Source organism: Adlercreutzia sp., assembly GCF_056795635.1.
This window is the reverse complement of sequence record NZ_JBQIIT010000009.1, coordinates 70,478-87,777: the sequence shown is the minus strand read 5'-3', so window position 1 is coordinate 87,777 and position 17,300 is coordinate 70,478. Positions and strand designations below refer to the sequence as shown.

Annotated in this window: 12 protein-coding genes; 2 read left to right on the top strand and 10 right to left on the bottom strand. The window is 63.8% G+C overall.

Annotated features, from left to right (window positions below; all coding sequences use genetic code 11):
* Positions 1-76: 76 nt before the first annotated feature.
* The 3 genes from ACTOXK_RS07250 to ACTOXK_RS07240 form a co-directional block, all read right to left on the bottom strand.
* Positions 77-721, bottom strand: coding sequence for a helix-turn-helix domain-containing protein (locus ACTOXK_RS07250; RefSeq protein WP_482277305.1), 645 nt, complete (start codon positions 719-721; stop codon positions 77-79).
* Between the two features lie 261 nt (positions 722-982).
* The gene (locus tag ACTOXK_RS07245; protein ID WP_482277306.1) at positions 983-1,585 is read right to left on the bottom strand and encodes an ATPase; all 603 of its coding nucleotides are present in this window, start codon (positions 1,583-1,585) and stop codon (positions 983-985) included.
* Positions 1,585-2,073, bottom strand: coding sequence for a helix-turn-helix domain-containing protein (locus ACTOXK_RS07240; protein ID WP_482277307.1), 489 nt, complete (start codon positions 2,071-2,073; stop codon positions 1,585-1,587). Before ACTOXK_RS07240 ends, ACTOXK_RS07245 begins: the two co-directional genes overlap by 1 nt.
* A 798-nt stretch (positions 2,074-2,871) precedes the next feature.
* On the opposite strand from ACTOXK_RS07240, the gene ACTOXK_RS07235 reads away from it, so the two are divergent.
* Complete coding sequence (locus tag ACTOXK_RS07235; RefSeq protein WP_482277308.1) at positions 2,872-4,629, top strand: FAD-binding protein; 1,758 nt, start codon at positions 2,872-2,874, stop codon at positions 4,627-4,629.
* Positions 4,630-4,778: 149 nt separating this feature from the next.
* Positions 4,779-6,230: a helix-turn-helix transcriptional regulator gene (locus ACTOXK_RS07230; protein ID WP_482277309.1), complete on the top strand. Its 1,452-nt coding sequence runs from the start codon at positions 4,779-4,781 to the stop codon at positions 6,228-6,230.
* 170 nt (positions 6,231-6,400) lie between these two features.
* On the opposite strand, the gene ACTOXK_RS07225 is transcribed toward ACTOXK_RS07230, so the two are convergent.
* From ACTOXK_RS07225 to ACTOXK_RS07195, 7 genes are all read right to left on the bottom strand, one after another.
* A complete protein-coding gene (locus ACTOXK_RS07225; protein ID WP_482277310.1) occupies positions 6,401-7,084 on the bottom strand; it encodes a PspA/IM30 family protein in 684 nt (227 codons plus the stop codon).
* Positions 7,085-7,219: 135 nt separating this feature from the next.
* Positions 7,220-8,407, bottom strand: a complete 1,188-nt coding sequence (locus ACTOXK_RS07220) for a hypothetical protein (protein WP_482277311.1) — start codon at positions 8,405-8,407, stop codon at positions 7,220-7,222.
* A 10-nt stretch (positions 8,408-8,417) separates the two neighbouring features.
* Entirely contained in the window at positions 8,418-8,888 is a 471-nt protein-coding gene (locus ACTOXK_RS07215) for a universal stress protein (protein ID WP_482277312.1), read from the bottom strand.
* Positions 8,889-9,115: 227 nt separating this feature from the next.
* A complete protein-coding gene (locus tag ACTOXK_RS07210) occupies positions 9,116-10,768 on the bottom strand; it encodes an ABC1 kinase family protein (protein WP_482277313.1) in 1,653 nt (550 codons plus the stop codon).
* Between the two features lie 377 nt (positions 10,769-11,145).
* On the bottom strand, positions 11,146-12,087 hold the full coding sequence (locus ACTOXK_RS07205) for a mechanosensitive ion channel family protein (protein WP_482277314.1): 942 nt from the start codon (positions 12,085-12,087) through the stop codon (positions 11,146-11,148).
* Positions 12,088-12,443: 356 nt separating this feature from the next.
* Positions 12,444-14,411, bottom strand: a complete 1,968-nt coding sequence (gene pknB, locus ACTOXK_RS07200; RefSeq protein ID WP_482277369.1) for a Stk1 family PASTA domain-containing Ser/Thr kinase — start codon at positions 14,409-14,411, stop codon at positions 12,444-12,446.
* 100 nt (positions 14,412-14,511) lie between these two features.
* On the bottom strand, positions 14,512-17,298 hold the full coding sequence (locus ACTOXK_RS07195) for an FtsW/RodA/SpoVE family cell cycle protein (RefSeq protein WP_482277315.1): 2,787 nt from the start codon (positions 17,296-17,298) through the stop codon (positions 14,512-14,514).
* Positions 17,299-17,300: the final 2 nt, after the last annotated feature.

Here is a 17,300-nt window from a genome sequence, read left to right as displayed (position 1 = left end):
AATCGCAGCGGAACACGAGCACCCAACGGGGCTGCGGAGATCATTCGCCCGAAAACTCCCCAAGGATGCCGAGCACTCACTGCTCAATATCGATGTGCAGTGTGGCGCCAAGACCTCGGGCAAGCGATTCCACGACAGCGAGCGTGGCGTTCCCTCGACCGTTTTCGATGCGACTGATAGCCGCCTGCTGGATGCCCGTTTTCTGCGATAGCTCATACTGGGTGATACCCCGCTCCTCGCGCACCCGGGCCAATGACCTGCCCACTTGCATCATCAGCGAGTCGCGAGCATGGCAATTCGCCGGCGCCACCGTTTCTTCCCCAGGGGATACGGCTCCCCCCAAAGGGGCCCTCCCTTCGTCATCGCTGCAGTCGCCGCCCCGTTCCACCTCGCGCAGAACGAAATCGTCCTGCGAGCACGCGCCGCCCGACGACATGAGCAGCGCGAACTCATCGTATTCCCGAATGCCGTGAGCCTTGAGCACCTGCCCGATATTCTGACGCCCCGAGGGGGCGATGCGCTCTTGCACCCATCGCAGGCTCTGCGCGGGGCCAACGAAGCGCTCCCCTCGCTGCGCCAGCAACTCCAGCATCAACGGCGCCCGTTTCTGCGCACTCTCATCCAGCTCTATATGGAACTCCCGCCGCTCCTCGTCGTAGAAGAGCCACGCGCAGGGCTTCGCCTTACGGCGACTCCCATCAACTATGGCAAAGGTTCGCAAGACGACACCACCTTCCCCAAACGATATCCCACATCTCATCCTGGTGAATTGGCGAGAGCACCCATGGGTCGGCTTGCTCCGCCCAGTTGAGATGCCGAAGATCCTACCGGGTTCTTATCACGTCGCGACAGCGCATGATCTCACTTCCCATAAGTATATGATTTATAAGTCATATACTTATGAACCCCATTATGCAAGGAGAAAGCAGCGCCCAGGTACGCACAAAGTGCGGACGCCGGGAGGGAGGCGTCCGCACGCGCCCTACCGCCACAACGTTTCGTCGCGCACGGCTTTCATGAGCCACGAGCCGTGATGGGCGAGATCGCCCACCCATGAGAGCACGCCCGACGTCCAGCGAGCGAGGGCGACGAACTCCACCGTGTTGTCGAAGACAGTGACCTCATCGCAGAAGTCCAGAGCGCGGGAAAGATTGCCAAGAGATACTCGGTAACGGCGGCGCACGGCGTCATCATCGATGGGATGGCCGCCCACATCCACACGATGGGCGATACGATCGATAGCCACGGAAGGCGCGTCCACGCCAAGGTAGAAGAGAAGCACCCGATAGTTCAGCTTCTTTGCCCGCTCCAAATTGCGCAGAGCCGCGTGCCCCGTCAAGGTGGTTTCCTGATTGAAGCTTCGCCGATGCGCGAAATGATCCCCTATGAGACGCACCGCCTCGCGGCCGGCACGAAGCTGGTCGGCCTGAGACCGCGGGTCACCGCCACGGGCTACCACGATCTCGTCCGAATTCACCCGTGGCATCGAGGGCGGCATGCCCGGCTGGCACCACAGACCCGTACGGTAGAAGGTGGATTTGCCCGCCCCGTTCACGCCGGCGAACACCACATAGAGCGGCTGCATCAGAAGACCCCTTCCCGTATCAGCTCCCGCTGCCGCCGCTGAAGGAAGAAGTCGAACACGGCCATGTAAAACGATGCCTCCTCTCGACTTCGCGCCGCGGCCATTACCTCGGCCGAGGGCAAATGCGCGAACTGCCGGCGGCACTCATCGTATAGTTCGCGGGCGCGGAAAGGAGTCTCCTGCCCAACTTCCGGGGCACCTCCCGATAAGTCTGGTGCCGCCATCGAGGGAACAGTCCCCGTTGCGTGAGCTGATCGACTTCCCAGGCCCTTCTCGCTTTCGCCCGCCGCCCATTGCTCCCTCCCGGCGGCGCAGCCTCGCGGCCGGCCCGCCCGAGGGTGCTCCATCAAACGTTGGAGCACGTCTTCCTCCCGCAGCACCCATTCGCGGCCGTTCTTCACGGCCGGCAGGCGCCCGTCTTTGATGAGTGCTCGCACCCGCGCCGGACTCACCCCTAGCTGTTCCGCGCTTTCAGCAACCGAGAGCATTCGTCCTCCTTGGCCGATAATTATTGTGTTGACGCAATAATAACATGCTCGATGCGAGACACAAACCCCCCTATAGTTAAAGACAGAGTCCGCAGGGCACGAAAGCGAGGTAATGTGCGCTACGGGCTAAGATGGTTAAATTCGCTTGGCAGCTGCGTTTCCCCTAGAAGATATGAGGGGTGGCTGGAGCCTCTCTCCATAAAACAAAGGGCCCTCGGAGGGGCATCGCGGGTTAGGATACAGCTACCGTAGTGTCCGCACCGCATTCATGAGGAGGCCCAGTCATGGAGTATCGTACCAGCATAGGCTGGACGTGCACGCCAGAACCGTAGCCGCGGCGGCGTTCGTCCCAGAGACAGGGGAGGTGGTCGAGCGGTCCTTCGGCTGCGAGGCCGCCGAGATCGCGGCGTGAAGGCGGACAAGGCCAACGTGGCCGTCGCGCGCGAGTTGGCCGGGTTCGTCTGGGCGCCCGCCGTCTGCGGGGGCTGACCGGCATACCGACCGCCCTGACGGCCGGGAGGGCGGCGATGGGGAGATCCGCGATCGGGCTATGCGCAGCCCCAGGGCCACGCGCGGTACTAGAAAGCGCGCTCTCGGCGCCGGACAAGTCGGAATGCGCTACCCAACGCGCGGATATCAGACTGGAGATCGCCGAGGCCGTCTGGCTCAACGTATTTACCAGGTATTTTTCCAAAATACCCCAATAGGGGTGACGCGGCGAGACGCTGGCGGCGCTTAGGATGTGCCTGCTCGTCCACTGACGAGCGAGAGAGCAGGATCGTTTACGAGGAGGGAATCATGACCCAGGAAATCTCCCGACGCAATTTTCTGTCAGGCGCGGCCATCGCCGCAGGCGCGGCCGCGGTAGCAGGGCTGTCGGGCTGCGCGCCCAAGACAATGGCCGAAACCGGGGCCGAGGCAACTGCAACTGGAACAGTTGAAGAGGGCGGACTCGCCGTCGTGGGCAAGACGCCAGCATGGCTGGGCACTGCCCCGGACATCCCCGAAGATGAAATCGTAGAGACGCGCGAGACGAAGCTGCTCATCGTTGGAGCCGGTAACGCCGGCCTCGCAGCGGCAGTCACGGCGCAAGATCTCGGCCTCGACTTCCTCATTGCCGAAAAGAGCGGCACTGTTTCCACTACGCGCAAATGGTACGGTGCCATCAATGTCCCCGAATGCGCCGAGGCCGGCAAAAGCGTCGATGTCATTAAGCTGAACAACGTGCTGCGCCAAGCCTTCTGGGGCAAGAACGACATGCGTGTCACCAAGACTTGGCTGAACGAATCTGCGGAGATGCATCTGTGGGTTCGAGCCATTATGGAGGAGTACGGTTTTGCGTCGAACTTCGATTCCGACCAGGGCGAAGGCCGCGGCGGCGTGGGTATCGACATGTACGTTCCCCCCATTCAGGTGAACTACAACCCGCGCGAGGACTGCCCAAAGGAAAACGCCGAGATGGCGCGCAACGAGATATTCGAGGACCTGCTGAAGAAGCAGGGCAACGACATCCTGTACGGCTTCGACCTCGCGAAACTGGTGACCAACGAGAACGGCGCTGTCGTGGGCGCCATTTTCGACACGAAAAACGGGTTCGTCCAGATTAACGCCGAGAACGTCCTTCTGGCCACGGGCGGCTATGCGGCCAACCCCGATATGCTGGAGGCCATCAACCCCATTCTGCCCCGTTGCCTGACCTCCTCGAACTGGGAGCCCGGCAATACGGGCATGGGCATTAAGGCCGGCCTGTGGGCTGGCGCCATGAAAGATCCGGGCGCGGCGGCGTTCGTCTTCGACCGCGGGGCCGTGCCTCCGGGAACCAAGGCGGGCTGGACGGAAGACAGTCTGGCCGTGGGCGAGCCCATGCTTCCCACCACAGGCCAGTTCAATCCCGGATCCCAACCGTTCCTGAAGATGAACCTCCACGGCGAGCGCTTCGCAAACGAGTCGGGTAACTATGACTGGCTGCCCTATGCCGCCGCTTCGCAGCCCGGCGGCGTCTATCTGGAAGTCTGGGATGCGAACTTCGCCGAGGACGTTAAGAGGTTCCACGGCTTGGGCTGCGCGAGCCTCACGAACGTCAAGGTGAACATTCTCGGAATGGGCACCGAGGGCTACCTTCAGGAGTGGATCGACAACGGCGTTGTCGTGAAAGCTGACACGCTAGAGGAGCTGGCTGACAAGCTCCTCCTGGAAGGCGAGCACAAGCAGAACTTCCTCGCCACCATTGAGCGCTACAACGAGCTTTACGACAAGCAGGAGGACGAGGATTTCGGCAAGGAGCCCTACACGCTATCTGCCATCCGCCAAGCGCCCTTCTACGGCGTAACCCTTGGCGGAACGCTACTCGACACCTCCGATGGCCTCCGCATCAACCCCGATGGGCAGGTGCTGAACACCGACGGCGACGTTATCGAGGGGCTGTACGCCGCCGGGAACTGCGCTGGCTCGCTCTTCGCTGACGGGTACTACAACCTCACCCACGGCATGGCCTGCGGCCGTCTCCTCACGTTCGCCCGACATGAGGTGCGTCATATCGCTGGAGACCTGGACTAGCCGGTAGGAACATCAACCCTCCCCCTCAAGGGACGGAGCCTCAGGCCCGTCCCTTGAGTGCATTGGGCCGCCCTAGATAACCTGGTTTTCGGCAGGCTCTGCACGAGTGTGGTAATGTTTCCGTTCAGAAGGAGAGGGGGCTACAACTTATGAGCGCAAAGAGAGATTGGTTGATGGTTTTCGTAGCAGGTGCCTGCGAAATTGCCTGCAACCGCTTGCTCAATTCGGAGATCATCGCGCCTCTCTCGATGGAGAGCCCCGCGCTTCGCGATATCGTCTACATCGCAGCAGGAATATTGCCCCTCCTCCTTATACTGGCAGCTGCGCAACGCAGCGATATCCGGCAGCTCGGAGCCCGAGCGACCCAAATCGCGCCCCTCCTCATTGTTTCAGGCGCGCTCCTTACAGGCGTATGGTCGATAGCCGCCTCAAGACCCGCCCTCGTCGCCGGCTTCGCTTGTTGGGAGCTGGGCCATCTCTGGATACGTGCGCTCTTTCTTCTCGCGCTGTGCCAGATGAAGTCCATCCGCCTTGTCGCCCTCTGCCTCTGCGCGTCATGCCTGGTAGGCTCGCTGGGACAGTGGGCATTTTTCCTGCTTCCTCACGCGCTGCGCCTCATCATGTGCGCGCTCCTTCCCTGTATTGCCTTGGCGGCATCGTATCCCCTCGCCCGCCAGAATCTCCTTGCGCTCTCTCAAGCAGGAGGCCTTAAGGCCATTGAGTGCGCCAGCCCGAGCTCCTTTGTGAACCCCTGGAACCCCGCTTTCTGCTGCCTGCTCGTGTTCAACTTGGTTTTCGGTTTCACTCTCGCCCTGAACTGTATTTCCGGAGTCCCCGTCGACACTTCTCTCATGGGCATGCTCGGGGCGGTCCTTGTGGGCATTTTCATCCTCGTCAGCCGCAACCGCAACGACTTTGCCGACCCCCTCGCCATCCTTGCCGCCCTGCTTGTCGTAACGGGTCTTTTATGCGCTGTTATCTCCCTTTTTCTTCCCCTCGGAGCGACGAGCAATTTTCTCTTGAGAATCAGCGATTCATGCCTCACTATCATTAGCCGCCTGGTCATCGTCGGCATCGGATCGCGCAACCAGCTAGGTGCCTTGCGCGTCATCGCGATCGCCTGCATCTTCTCAAGCTCGGGCACGCTGGCAGGAACCATGCTCGGACATCAGGCAAATGCGCTCATGGAGCCCAATCTGGAACTTGCGGCCGCCTTCCTTGCCTCGCTGCTAATCAGCTTTGTCGCCCTCGCGTTTCTCTGGCTCTCCAAATTCAGTTTCGGAGCCGTCATTTTCGGCGTCGAACCAGTTGTGGCCGCTGTTCCAGCCGCTGAACCCGAAGAGATCAGCATGAGCATCGAGGATCTGTGCCAGCACCTGGGCGAGCGCTGCGGACTCACCAAGCGCGAAACGGAGCTGTGCGCCCTTCTCGCTCGCGGACGTAACGGGCGCGCCATCAGCGAGCAACTCACCCTTTCCTACAACACCGTGAAGACCCACGTGAAGCACATCTATATGAAGCTTGACGTCCATACGCAGCAAGAGCTGATCGATTTGGTGGAGCTGGAACGCGAAGCGGCCGTCAGCCGCGCGTCGTCGTAAGACGCTCGCGCCAACCAGCGTCAGCTTTCCAGACAACCTGCTTTTAACAGGCTCTCTTAGCGCCGCACTTCCAACAAAAAGGGACGATCCGGAGACCGTCCCTTAAGTCTGAGTTCGTTACGCAATCACCGCGGAGCGGCGCGATAGCACGCTTTCGGCATGAAAGCGTGCTACTCCAGGCCCATTTCCTTCTTGAGGCGGGCCAGGTCGTCGTCCACGGCGGCGGTGGCGCCGGCCTCGGCGTACTTCTTCGCCAGGTCCTCGGTGGGATCGGCCGGCTTCTCGGACAGCTCGGCCACGGCGTTGGCGCGGTCCAACATCTCGTCGGCCTTGGCCTCCATGCGGTCGAAAGCGCTGCGAGCACCCTCGGCACGGTCGCTGGCCGAGGTCATCTCGTTCACCTTGCTCTGGGTCTTGGCCACAGCGGCCTTGGCCTTGATAGTGGCCTTGCGCGCATTCAGCTCCTCGATATCGGCCACCAGCTTATCGTGCATCTGGCGCATCTTGTCGGCGTTGGCCTTGGCGCCCTCAAAGGCCACGGTCAGCCCCTCGGTGCGGCCGGCCAGCTCCTGCTTCTTCGCCAGGAACACGCGAGCATCGGCCTCGTTGCCGGCGGCCAGGGCCTTGCGGGCCAGCTCCTCGTACTTCTCCATCTCGGCTTTGTTCTCGTCCACGAGCTTCTTGCAGCGGCGCTCCTCGGCCATGACGCCGGCCGTGGCCTCGCGCACCTCGGCCAGCGACTCGGTCATCTCGCGCAGGTACTGGTCCACCATCTTCTCAGGGTCTTCCGCCTTGTCCAAAAGCTCGTTGATGTTCGCCTTCACGATGGAGGTGAAACGATCGAGGATACCCATGGTGCATCTCCTATCTGGCCCAATCGGCCCGGTTCGGTTGTTCCGCGCGAGGGCGGGACGTTATCGGCAAGCGCCCGTGGGCGCGGTGCTCCCTTCGGCGGCTCTGGCCCCGTGCGAGCCAGAGGCCCGGTCCCGCTACTGCGGGGGTCTCGTGGGTTGTACGGGCGGCGCGTCCGAAGCGCCCGTCGCCGAGGCCGTGTACTTCTTTTCCAAGTCCTCAAGCTCGCTGTCGGCGAAGGATTCCAGCGGCGTGCTCAGAATCTGCTCCATGCGCTCGGCCTCGCGCTGCTTGGCCAGGCGCCGATTGCGCACGATGACGAACACGACAACGGCGACAATTATGACCGCTCCGCACACCGCGATAATCGGCAGCGGCGAAGGCGTCACCCGCATGATACGGTCGGCGGTATCGCTGAACGCCTTGGAGAAGATCTCTTCCTCGGACAGGCTCATGTCGTCGTAGTTCTGACTCAGATAGCCCTTGAAGATATTGATGGCCTCGTCGTCGAGCACCGATCCCGTCTGCGCCCCGGCCCAGTAGGCCGCGTTGAAGCGCCCGTTGCCGTCGTCGCAGAATACCAGCACGAAGTGGGCCTGGTCGGTGAACAGCTCGTCGTACTTCTGCTGGGCGATGGACTGAAGCTCCTGGTAGGAGCGCACCGACCCGTTGGGCAGGATGTACACGTAGGGCTGCACGCCCGTTTCCTCGTAGAAGTGGCGCAGACCGCGCTCCAGCTTGGCCGGATCGTGGATCCAGTCGCCATCTTCGTCGGTGAAGTAGCCGGTCTCGTTCACCGAGCCGGGGGCGAGGGCCGTGCGCTCCACCGTAGAACGGGGAATATCGGCGCTCGAGCAGCTGCCGCCGCCGAGGGCCACCACCAGCAGGAGCACCAACAGCACCGCCGCCAGCACGACGAACACGGTGCCGCAGCCGCTCTTCGGGGGCGTTCCCTGGGGTGTTCCAAGCTGCGGCCCATTCGGACCGCCCGGACCGGAACCGCCCGGACCCGGCTGCTGGGGGCCGTTCGGTTGCGGGGGCATCGCGGGCGGGCGCGACGATCCACCGCCGCTACGGCTCGAGCCGATGAGGCCGCCGAGCAGACCGCCCCAGAAGCTGCCACCACCGAAACCGCCGCCGTAATAGCCGCCTCCGTGGTAGCCCCCGCCGAAGCCGGAGCCGCCAAGGCCGCCGCCCGCGGAGCGGCCGCCGCGGCCGGAACCGCCGGAGAATCCGCCTCCGAAACCGCCGCCTCCGCTTCCAAACCCGCCGCCGAAGCCGCCTCCCCCTCCGGAGAAGCCGCCGCCTCCGCCTGAACGACCCATGGGCCCTCCTCTATTTCACGATGAGCACGGGCACGTTGGTCTTATGCAGCACCGAATAGCACACGCTGCCGAGCATACCGCGCACGGCGCCCAGGCCGCGATGGCCCATGACGATGCAGTCGTAACCGCCCTCGTCGGCATAGGCGGTGATGGAGTCGTGGGGCGAGCCGTTCACCACGGCGATGCCGATGCCCTCGGCGTCGCCCACCAAGGGTGCGATGTTCTCGGCAATGGCGTCGGTGTCGGCCTTGATGGCCTCGTTCTCCACCTCGGCAATCACGTCCATATCCATGGTGTCGCCCATGACGCCAGACATGCGCGAGGCAATCTTGAAGGTCTCCGCATTGAAGTCGTGCCAGTCCACCACCGAGAGCACGGTGATCTGAGCGCCGGGCACCCCAGCAGCCAGATCAAGGGCCGCCGACAGCGCGTGCTGGGCCGGCTCGGACTTATCGTAGGGGACGAGAATCTTCTGGTACATAACGGCCTCCTGTTCCCCGGGCAGCGTGAATGCTAACCCGTCAACTCATAATAAATAAGTCGCAAGGTCATTTTATCACGGGCCGCCCCCGCGCCTGCGACTACGGCCAGCTGTAGTCACGGCGTTACGCAGGGCGCGCTCACCAAAAGACCTGTCCCAGGGTTGCGCCGGACCACCGTCCACCCCCCAGCCCCGGTCTCATCCAATCGCAGCTCGAATTCCCGGTCTTACCGTGGCTCCTCGTTGTTCAGCAGGCGATGGCGCGACACCATGATGCGGAACACGGTGTAGCCTCCCAGCACGAAGGCGCCCAGGTAACCGAGCACACCGAGCAGGGGCACGTCCAGAAACCGCGGCTGCATGGCGGTGGTGCACACGATGGACGACCCGATGAACAGCCCCGCCGACAGCAGCGCCAGAGACAGGCGCCCCACTGAGGCGTAGGCCGTGGCCAGAATGCGGGAGGACACATCGATGCTGCCGTTCACCTTAACCTGGCCGCGATCCACCATTTCCAAGGTATTCGACAGCTGGGTGGGCAGCTTCGCCAGGGCCTCCACCGAGGCGGCGCTCGACACCACCAGATCGAGCACCCGCGTGCCGAGCAGCTTCGGGTCGCCCTGCTGGGCAATGACGTGCTTGGACACGATCTCGATCACACTCGTGTTCGGCGAAATCTGCGCGATGACCCCCTCAAGGGTCACGAAGCCGCGGGCGAGCATGGTCACCGACGAAGTCATCACCATATTCTGATCGCGCAGCACCTCGATGACCTCGGTGAGCACCGTGCCCACGTTGATCTCCTTCAACTCGGCGGTGCTGTACTTGGCCAAAAGCCGCGACAGCGCTGCGAGCAGGGCCCCGTGGTCCACCGGTCCCGTTACCCGCACGAGCCCCATGACCGCTTCCTTCAGCAGATAGGCATTGCCCGTGGCCACAGCCGTGAACGCCTTCCCCACGAGCATGCGCTCCGAAACCGTGAGCGTGCCTACCATGCCCAGATCAATCCACACCACCTCGCCGTCGCGCACGAGGATGTTGCCCGGGTGCGGGTCGGCGTGGAAGAACCCGTGGTCGAGCACTTGAGTCACGTAACTCTGGCACACACGGCGGGCCAGAGCGTCCACGTCGATGCCCTGGCTGCGCAGGGTCGCCGTGTCGGATATTTCCACCCCCTGCACGAATTCCATGACGAGCACCGATTCGGTGGAGTAGGCCGGATAGGCCACCGGCGACGTCACCCCCTCTTCATCGGCCAGCTCGCCGTGGAAGCGCACGAGGTTGCCCAGCTCCTGGGTGAAATCCACCTCGTTGGCCGTGGTGCGCTCGATCTCTTCCACGAAGCCCTCCAGCGACAGCAGCATATCGCGGTGGGTGTTGGAAGCGAACTCTCCCAGAGCCAGCAGGTGCTTCATGAGCATGATGTCCTCGGCCATGGATTCGGCCACGCCGGGACGGCGCACCTTCACGGCCACCGTGGTGCCATCGAGCAGCACAGCCTTGTGCACCTGGGCGATAGAGGCCGCCCCCAAGGGCTTCGGGTCGATGGAGGCGAACACCGCGTGCCACGATTTCCCGTAGGCGCGGTCGATCTGCTCGATCACCTGCTCGAAGGCCATGGGATTCGCATCGTCGCGCAGCTTCTCGAAGGCGTCGCAGTAGGCCTTCGGCAGCAGGTCGGAGCGGTTCGATGCCAGCTGGCCGATCTTCACATAGGTGGGCCCGAGGGCCTGCAGCACCTCCACAGCCCGCTCGGGGGTGAGCCCGCGCAGCACGTGGTATTCGCGCATGATGTGGATGATCTCGTCCATGCGCTTGTGGGAGGTCTTGTCCTTCAGGGAAATCTCGGCGACCTTCAGAAATTCCTCGAACGTGGCCATGGGCCCTCCTTTCCGAAGACCCCATGGTACCCTGGCGAAACTCGACCCTGGCACTCAGCTATTGACTTGGTGCCGAGCCGTTGCCACCGGCTCCCTCGCCCCAAACGCACCAAAGAAAAACTTGGTAACGGATTTTGTCAAGACTTCCCCTCAGCGCAAGTTCGCGTATACTTAACTCAAGTCCTGTTCCCGCCATACACTGCGATGGACCGACGTATTGAACTGAGGGAGCTTTAGAAGCTGGTGGAATGGAGATTCGTGTCCGTTGATACGAAAGCCAGGATCCCAGATGCGAGCACCCACCTTGTGAGGTGGGTTCATCCTCTGGCGGGGGCGGGGCATTTTTATGCCCATCGCCGCAAAGGCGGGGCTCCTCCCTACTTATCCCCCTCATCGGAAGCCGCAGCAACGGCGGCCAGCGCCGCCTCCCCTCCCGACGCAGACACCGGTTTTGCCGCAACCGTCTCGCCCTGAGCGGGCGCCGGGTCGGCCGGGGCCCCCGTAGCCGCCGTCGGCTCGGCAAGGCTTTCCATCTCTTCCTCGATCAGGTGATTGTGCACGTAGGGCGCAATGGCGCGAATGGCCGCATCGGTGGCATTGCCGGCCTTGCTGGCATCGGCAATGGTGAAGCTCAGCGTTCCCTGGAAACCGCGCTCGGTAATGGCACTGAAGCTCACCGAGGGGCCTTTCTTGATCTTGCTCACCCGCGACACCGCCTTCTCGGCCGCATCCTCGATGTGGTGGGCCGTAGCGGTCAGCCGCTCGCTGTTGGTGGTCACGATCAGCGCGATGGATACGTCGCTGAGCGGCGAGAGCCGGGTCACCGCCGTAGAGGTCATCACAGCGTTGGGGATGTTCGTGTGGTTGCCCGAGCTGTCCACCACCGTGGTATAGCGCCAGGTCACGTCCTTCACCACCCCGGTCACGCCCGACGAGCCCATGCGAATGTTGTCTCCTGGCTCCACCGAACGCGACAGGCTTACCTGCAAACCGCCGATGAGGTTCGAGAGCGTGTCCTGAAAGCCCAGGGAGATGGCGATACCCACAACCCCCAGGCCGGTGATCATGCCGTTCACGTTCACGTTGAAGCACGCCGACAGCACGAACCCGATGCCGATGAGCCACACCGTGGCGCGGATGACGTTGATGAAAATGGAGCTGGAGGGCAGAAGCGACGTGCGGTTCAGCAACCGCCGCGCGAAGTACACGGTCACGCGGCACACCACGAAGGTGATGGCGCAGATAATGGCCGCGCCGATGAGGGAGTTGAACCAGTCGGCGTGGATGAATTTCTCGAAGATGTCGAAGAGCTGTTCCATGGCTCTATTATAGGGGCGACTTCCCCATCCTAACGAGGAAGCCGCCCGTCTTCATCGTATCGTTGCAGGAGTGGGACACCTTGCCGGGCTCTTCTCGGCGTCCATTCCAAGCAAGACGTCATCGACCTGTTCCGCGCGTAGGGAGGCAAGGCCTGGCCCTTGCCCTACGGGCGATCGGCATCCCTGGGGCAGCCACAAGTGCGAGACAATCGGCATCCCCGGAGGGCATCCGACACTCCCCTCCTCCGCCAGTGAGGGCCCCGACATCCTCGGAGGCACTGGAACCCCCGGGTTTCCCTGCGAGTTCAGATATAGAAAGAGCGCCGCATGGCGCGGCGCTCAATCGCATACTGGCCTTATTCCGCAGCAGGGGTGGTGCCGCCCGGATTGTTGCCGGAGTTGCCTTGGCCACCGTCACCGCCCTGATCGGGGTTGTTCCCACCATCGGGGTTCTCGGGCTGGTCGGGGTTATTCCCCCCATTGCCGTTATTGCCCCCATTATTGTTGCCGCCGTTGTTGCCCCCGTTATTGTTGCCCCCGTTGTTATCGGGCTCGGGCTCCGGCTCGGGAGCGGGCTCAGGGCCCTTCGAGATGGTGATGGAAACCGTGGAGCCCGGCGCCACCTTGTCGTTGAGGGGGTCCTGCTTCATGACCGTGCCCTCCTTCTTGGTGTCGCTGTACTCGCGGGCCTTCACATCGGCGCCAAAGCCCTCGCTCTGGAGCTTCGCGATGGCGTCTTCTTCGGACAGACCGATGACGTTCGGCACGTTCACCAGCTCACTGCCCTTGGACAGCACGTACTCGATCTGGGTGCCCGGCTTCTCCATGCTGCCGGCCGAGGGGCTCTGGGACATGACCTGGCCCTCGGGCACATCCTCGGAGAAGCTGCTCTCCCGCAGCACCGCCGTGAACCCGTACTCCTTGGCCTTGGCCTTGGCTTCATCCTCGGTCAGTCCCGCCAGACTGGGCACTTCCTTCTCCTCGGGGCCCACGGCCACGACGATCTTCACCTCGGAGCCCTTGGCAGCCTTGCCGCCCGACGGATCCTGGGAAAGCACGGTGCCCTCCTCGGTGCCCTCGTCCACCTTCGGTTCCACCTTCACGGTGAACCCGGCCTCCTTCAGGGCGAACTCGGCCTCGTCTTGGGTCTGGCCCACCACGCTGGGCACGTCCACCTCTTCCTCGGCCGGAGCCGGGCCGCCCATGGACAGGGCGAAGGCGATGCCGGCGATGAGCGCCACGGCCAGCACGGCCACGAGCGCGATGATAACGGGTTTCTTGCTCTTCTTCTGCGGGGGAGCCGCGTGGAAGTTCTGGGGCGGGAACCCGCCGGTGGCGCTCGGCGACACCATGCCGCCCACGCCGGCGCCCACGATGCCGGGCATGGCCTGGGTGCCGTCGATGCCGCCGATGACCGCAGTGGCGGCCTGGGTGTTCATGCCGCCCACGGCCCCCATCATCTGGGTGCGGGCGCTCGTGAAGCCGGCGCCTCCCGGCAGGGTGACGGGGCGGCCAGCCAGATAATCGTTCAGGGCCATGCGCATGTCGTTGGCCGTGGCGAAGCGCTCGGCCGGGTTCTTCGCCAGGGCCACCATGATGATGTCCTCGAGATCCGGATCGATATCCGGGTTGATGCTCGACGGCGGCACGGGCTCGTCCTTCACCTGCTGCATGGCCACCGACACGGCATCGGGGCCGTCGAAGGGCAGCTTGCCCGTGGCGGCCTCGTAGAGCACGATGCCGAGCGAGTAAATATCGCTGGCGGCCGTGAGGTCCTTGCCCTGGGCCTGCTCCGGCGAGATGTAATGGGCGGTGCCCAGCACCGCGGAGGTCTTGTCGTTCACGGAGTTCTTCGCCCGGGCGATGCCGAAATCCATCACCTTCACGTTGCCGTCGGGCTGCACCATGATGTTCTGGGGCTTGATATCGCGGTGGATGATATCCTGGTTGTGGGCCACCGTAAGGGCCTGGCACACCTGGCCGCCTATCTCGGCGGCCTTGCGCTGGTTGATGGCGCCGCGCTGCTGGATGGCGGTCTTCAGGTCGGACCCGCGCACGAATTCCATGACGATGTAGTAGGTGCCGTCGTCCTGGCCCCAGTCGTACACGTTCACGATGTAGGGGCTCTGGAGGTTCGCCGCAGCGGCGGCCTCCTGGCGAAACCGCTGGGTGAAGGAGGGGTCGGCGGCGAATTGCGGCAGCATAACCTTCACGGCCACGACGCGCCCGAGGGTGCTGTCCTGGGCCCGGTACACCTCGGCCATGCCGCCGATGCCGATGCGATCCTTTATTTCATAACGGCCACTGAAAACCTTGCCCGTCATTGTTCCCTGTCCGGTCACTATTGCTACTCCTTAACGTTCCACGTGCTAGTGCGTTTTCGTTTGCGTTTCGATGCGGACTCGTATGAGTCTAGCCATTGTACTACAGCACCCCCGCCACTTCGAGAGCCGTCTCCATAACGTCACGGGCTGCCCGGGCCCCCGCGCCCGATTCGCCGCGTTCGATGGCCACGGCCACGACCACCTGCGGGTCGTCGGCGGGGGCGAGCCCCACGAACCAACTGTCGTCGTCGCCGTCGCCGCGCTCGTGGGTGCCGGTCTTGCCAGCCACCTCCACACCGTCGATGGCGGCCTTCCCGCCGGTGCCCTCGACCACGACCCCCTTCATGACCTCGATTTCCTCCTCGGCCGTTTTGGGGTCGATAGCCTGCTTCAACTTCACGGGCAGCGGGGTGAAGCCGCGCTCGCCGTTGGCGTTGTAGATGCCGTCAACCAGGTAGGGCTGCATGATGGCGCCCTCGTTGGCGATGGCGCAGCCAACCAGGCACATCTGCATCACCGTAGCCTGGGGGCCGGCCGGGCTCTCGTGCTCGCCCACCGGCTCGCCGCAAGCGGCCCAAGCGGTCTCCCACTCGGTCATCTCGGCGGGATCGGGCATAAGGGAAGTGGCCAGGGGCAGATCGAAGTTGATGGCCTCGTTGAAGCCGAAGCTGCAGGCCATGTTCACGAGCAGGTCGCTGCCCAACTGCACGCCCACCTGGCCGAACACGGTGTTGGAGGAGTACCACATGGCCTGGGCCAAGGTGATCTTGCCGTAGGAGCGCTTCTTCACGTTGGTCACGGGCGCATTACCGATCTCCATCTCACCGGGAGAGTCGTACTCGGTGTCGGCCTTGGCAATGCCGTCCTGGAGGGCGGCAGCCAGGGTGACCATCTTGAAGGTGGAGCCGGGGGCATAGAGCGCCTGGGTGGCGCGGTTGTACAGCTCGGAGGAATCGTTCCCGTCACCTTCGGCCGCGGCCGTGAGCAGCGCCTCGTAGTCGGCCGCGTCGTAGGTGGGCGAGGATGCCAGGGCGTAGACGGCGCCGGTCTCGGGATTCATGGCCACGACAGCGCCCACCTGGCCCTCCAGGGCATTCTGGGCCGCCTGCTGGATGCGGGAGTCGATGGTCAGGGTGACGTCGTTGCCCTTGGTCTGAATGCCCGCGAGCGAATTCACCACATCGGTGAAGCTGGCGAAGTTCTGCTCGCCGCGCAGGGCGTCGTTGTAGGCCGCCTCGATGCCGGCGGTGCCGAACTTCTGCGAGGCGTAGCCCACGATATGGGCCGCCAGGGTGCCGGCCGGGTACTCGCGCCGGTAGCTGCCGTCCTCCTGGCGCACCGACTGGGCGAGCACGGTGCCGTCCACGGTGGAAATGGTGCCCCGTTCCATCTGGGCCTCGCGGGCGATGGTGTGGTTGTTGCTCGGCATGTTCTGGTACTCGGGCGCCTTGATAATCATAAGGTACGTGAGGTTGGCCACCAGCACGGCGAACAGCAGCGAGAAGATCATCATAGTGCCAGTCAGCCGCTTACCCAGGGCCACGCGCCCGAGCACCGCGTCGGCCCCGTGGGAGCCGATGGCCCCGGTCTGGCGCATTTCCTCGCCCACGCCGGTGCCCTCGTCGCCGCAGCGCAGCAGGAAGGCCACGATCATGAAGCTGGCGATGAGGGACGAACCGCCCTGGCTGACGAAGGGCAGCGTGATGCCCGTCAGGGGAATGAGGCGCGTGACGCCGCCGACGATGATGAAGGCCTGGAGCACGATAATGGAGGTGAGGCCCACGGCCACGAACGAGCTGACGTCGGACTTCGCCCGGGCCGCGGTCACGATGCCGCGAATGGCGAAGCACAGGTACAGCAGCAGTAGGCCGGCGGCGCCCATGAGGCCCGCCTCCTCGGCGATGACGGGGAAGATGAAGTCGCTCTCGGCCACGGGAATGCCGCCCGCGGCCACCGGCTCGCCGCCCATGCCCCGGCCGATGCCGGTGCCGAACAGGTCGCCGTCGGCCATGGAGAAGAGCGACTGCACCAGCTGGAAGCCGCCGCCCTGGGCCGCGGCGAAGGGATCGAGCCAGATGCTCACGCGGGTCTGCACGTGGCCCATCATGAAATAGAGGGCCACGGCGGCAATGGCCGCCAGGCCGATGGAGGCCACCAGGTAGAGCTTCTTGCCCGTGGCCACGTACAGCATGATGACGAACACAGAGAACAGCACGAGGGCCAGGCCGAGGTCCTTCTCCAGTACCACGACGATGAAGGCGAGGGCCCACATGACGATGAGGGGCAGCAGCGTCGGCAGACTCGGCAGGTGCAGCGGACCCACCTTCTGGGTGAACACCGAGAGCATCTCCCGATTAGCGGCCAGGTAGGCCGCGATGAAGAACACGATGAGGATCTTCGCGATCTCGCCCGGCTGGAAGGAGAAGGGGCCGAGGCGCAGCCACAGCTGGCCGCCGCCCGACTCCTCGCCGATGACCGGCAGCATGGGCGAGAGCAGCAGCAGGATGCCCACGATCATGAGGGTGTACTTATAGTTGGCGAGCTTGTCCAGGTTCCGCACGAGAGCCAGCACCGCTACCATGACCGCCACGGCCGCGAAAAGCCAGATCACCTGGCGCACCGCCAGATCCGGCACGATGCGGGTCACAAAGGCGATGCCGATGCCCGACAGGGCGAAGGATATGGGCAAGATGGCCGGGTCGGCCGCCGGGGCGAGCCAGCGCACGGCAATGTGGGCCACCACGAAGGCGGCGAAGATGCCCAGGGGCACGCCCAGGGTGTTCACGGACAGTTCCTGACCGCCGGTCACCACCATCATCGCGAAGAGCACGATGACGATGGGCGAGGCGATGACCAGGAGCAGCAGCTCGATATTGCGGCGCGTCACGG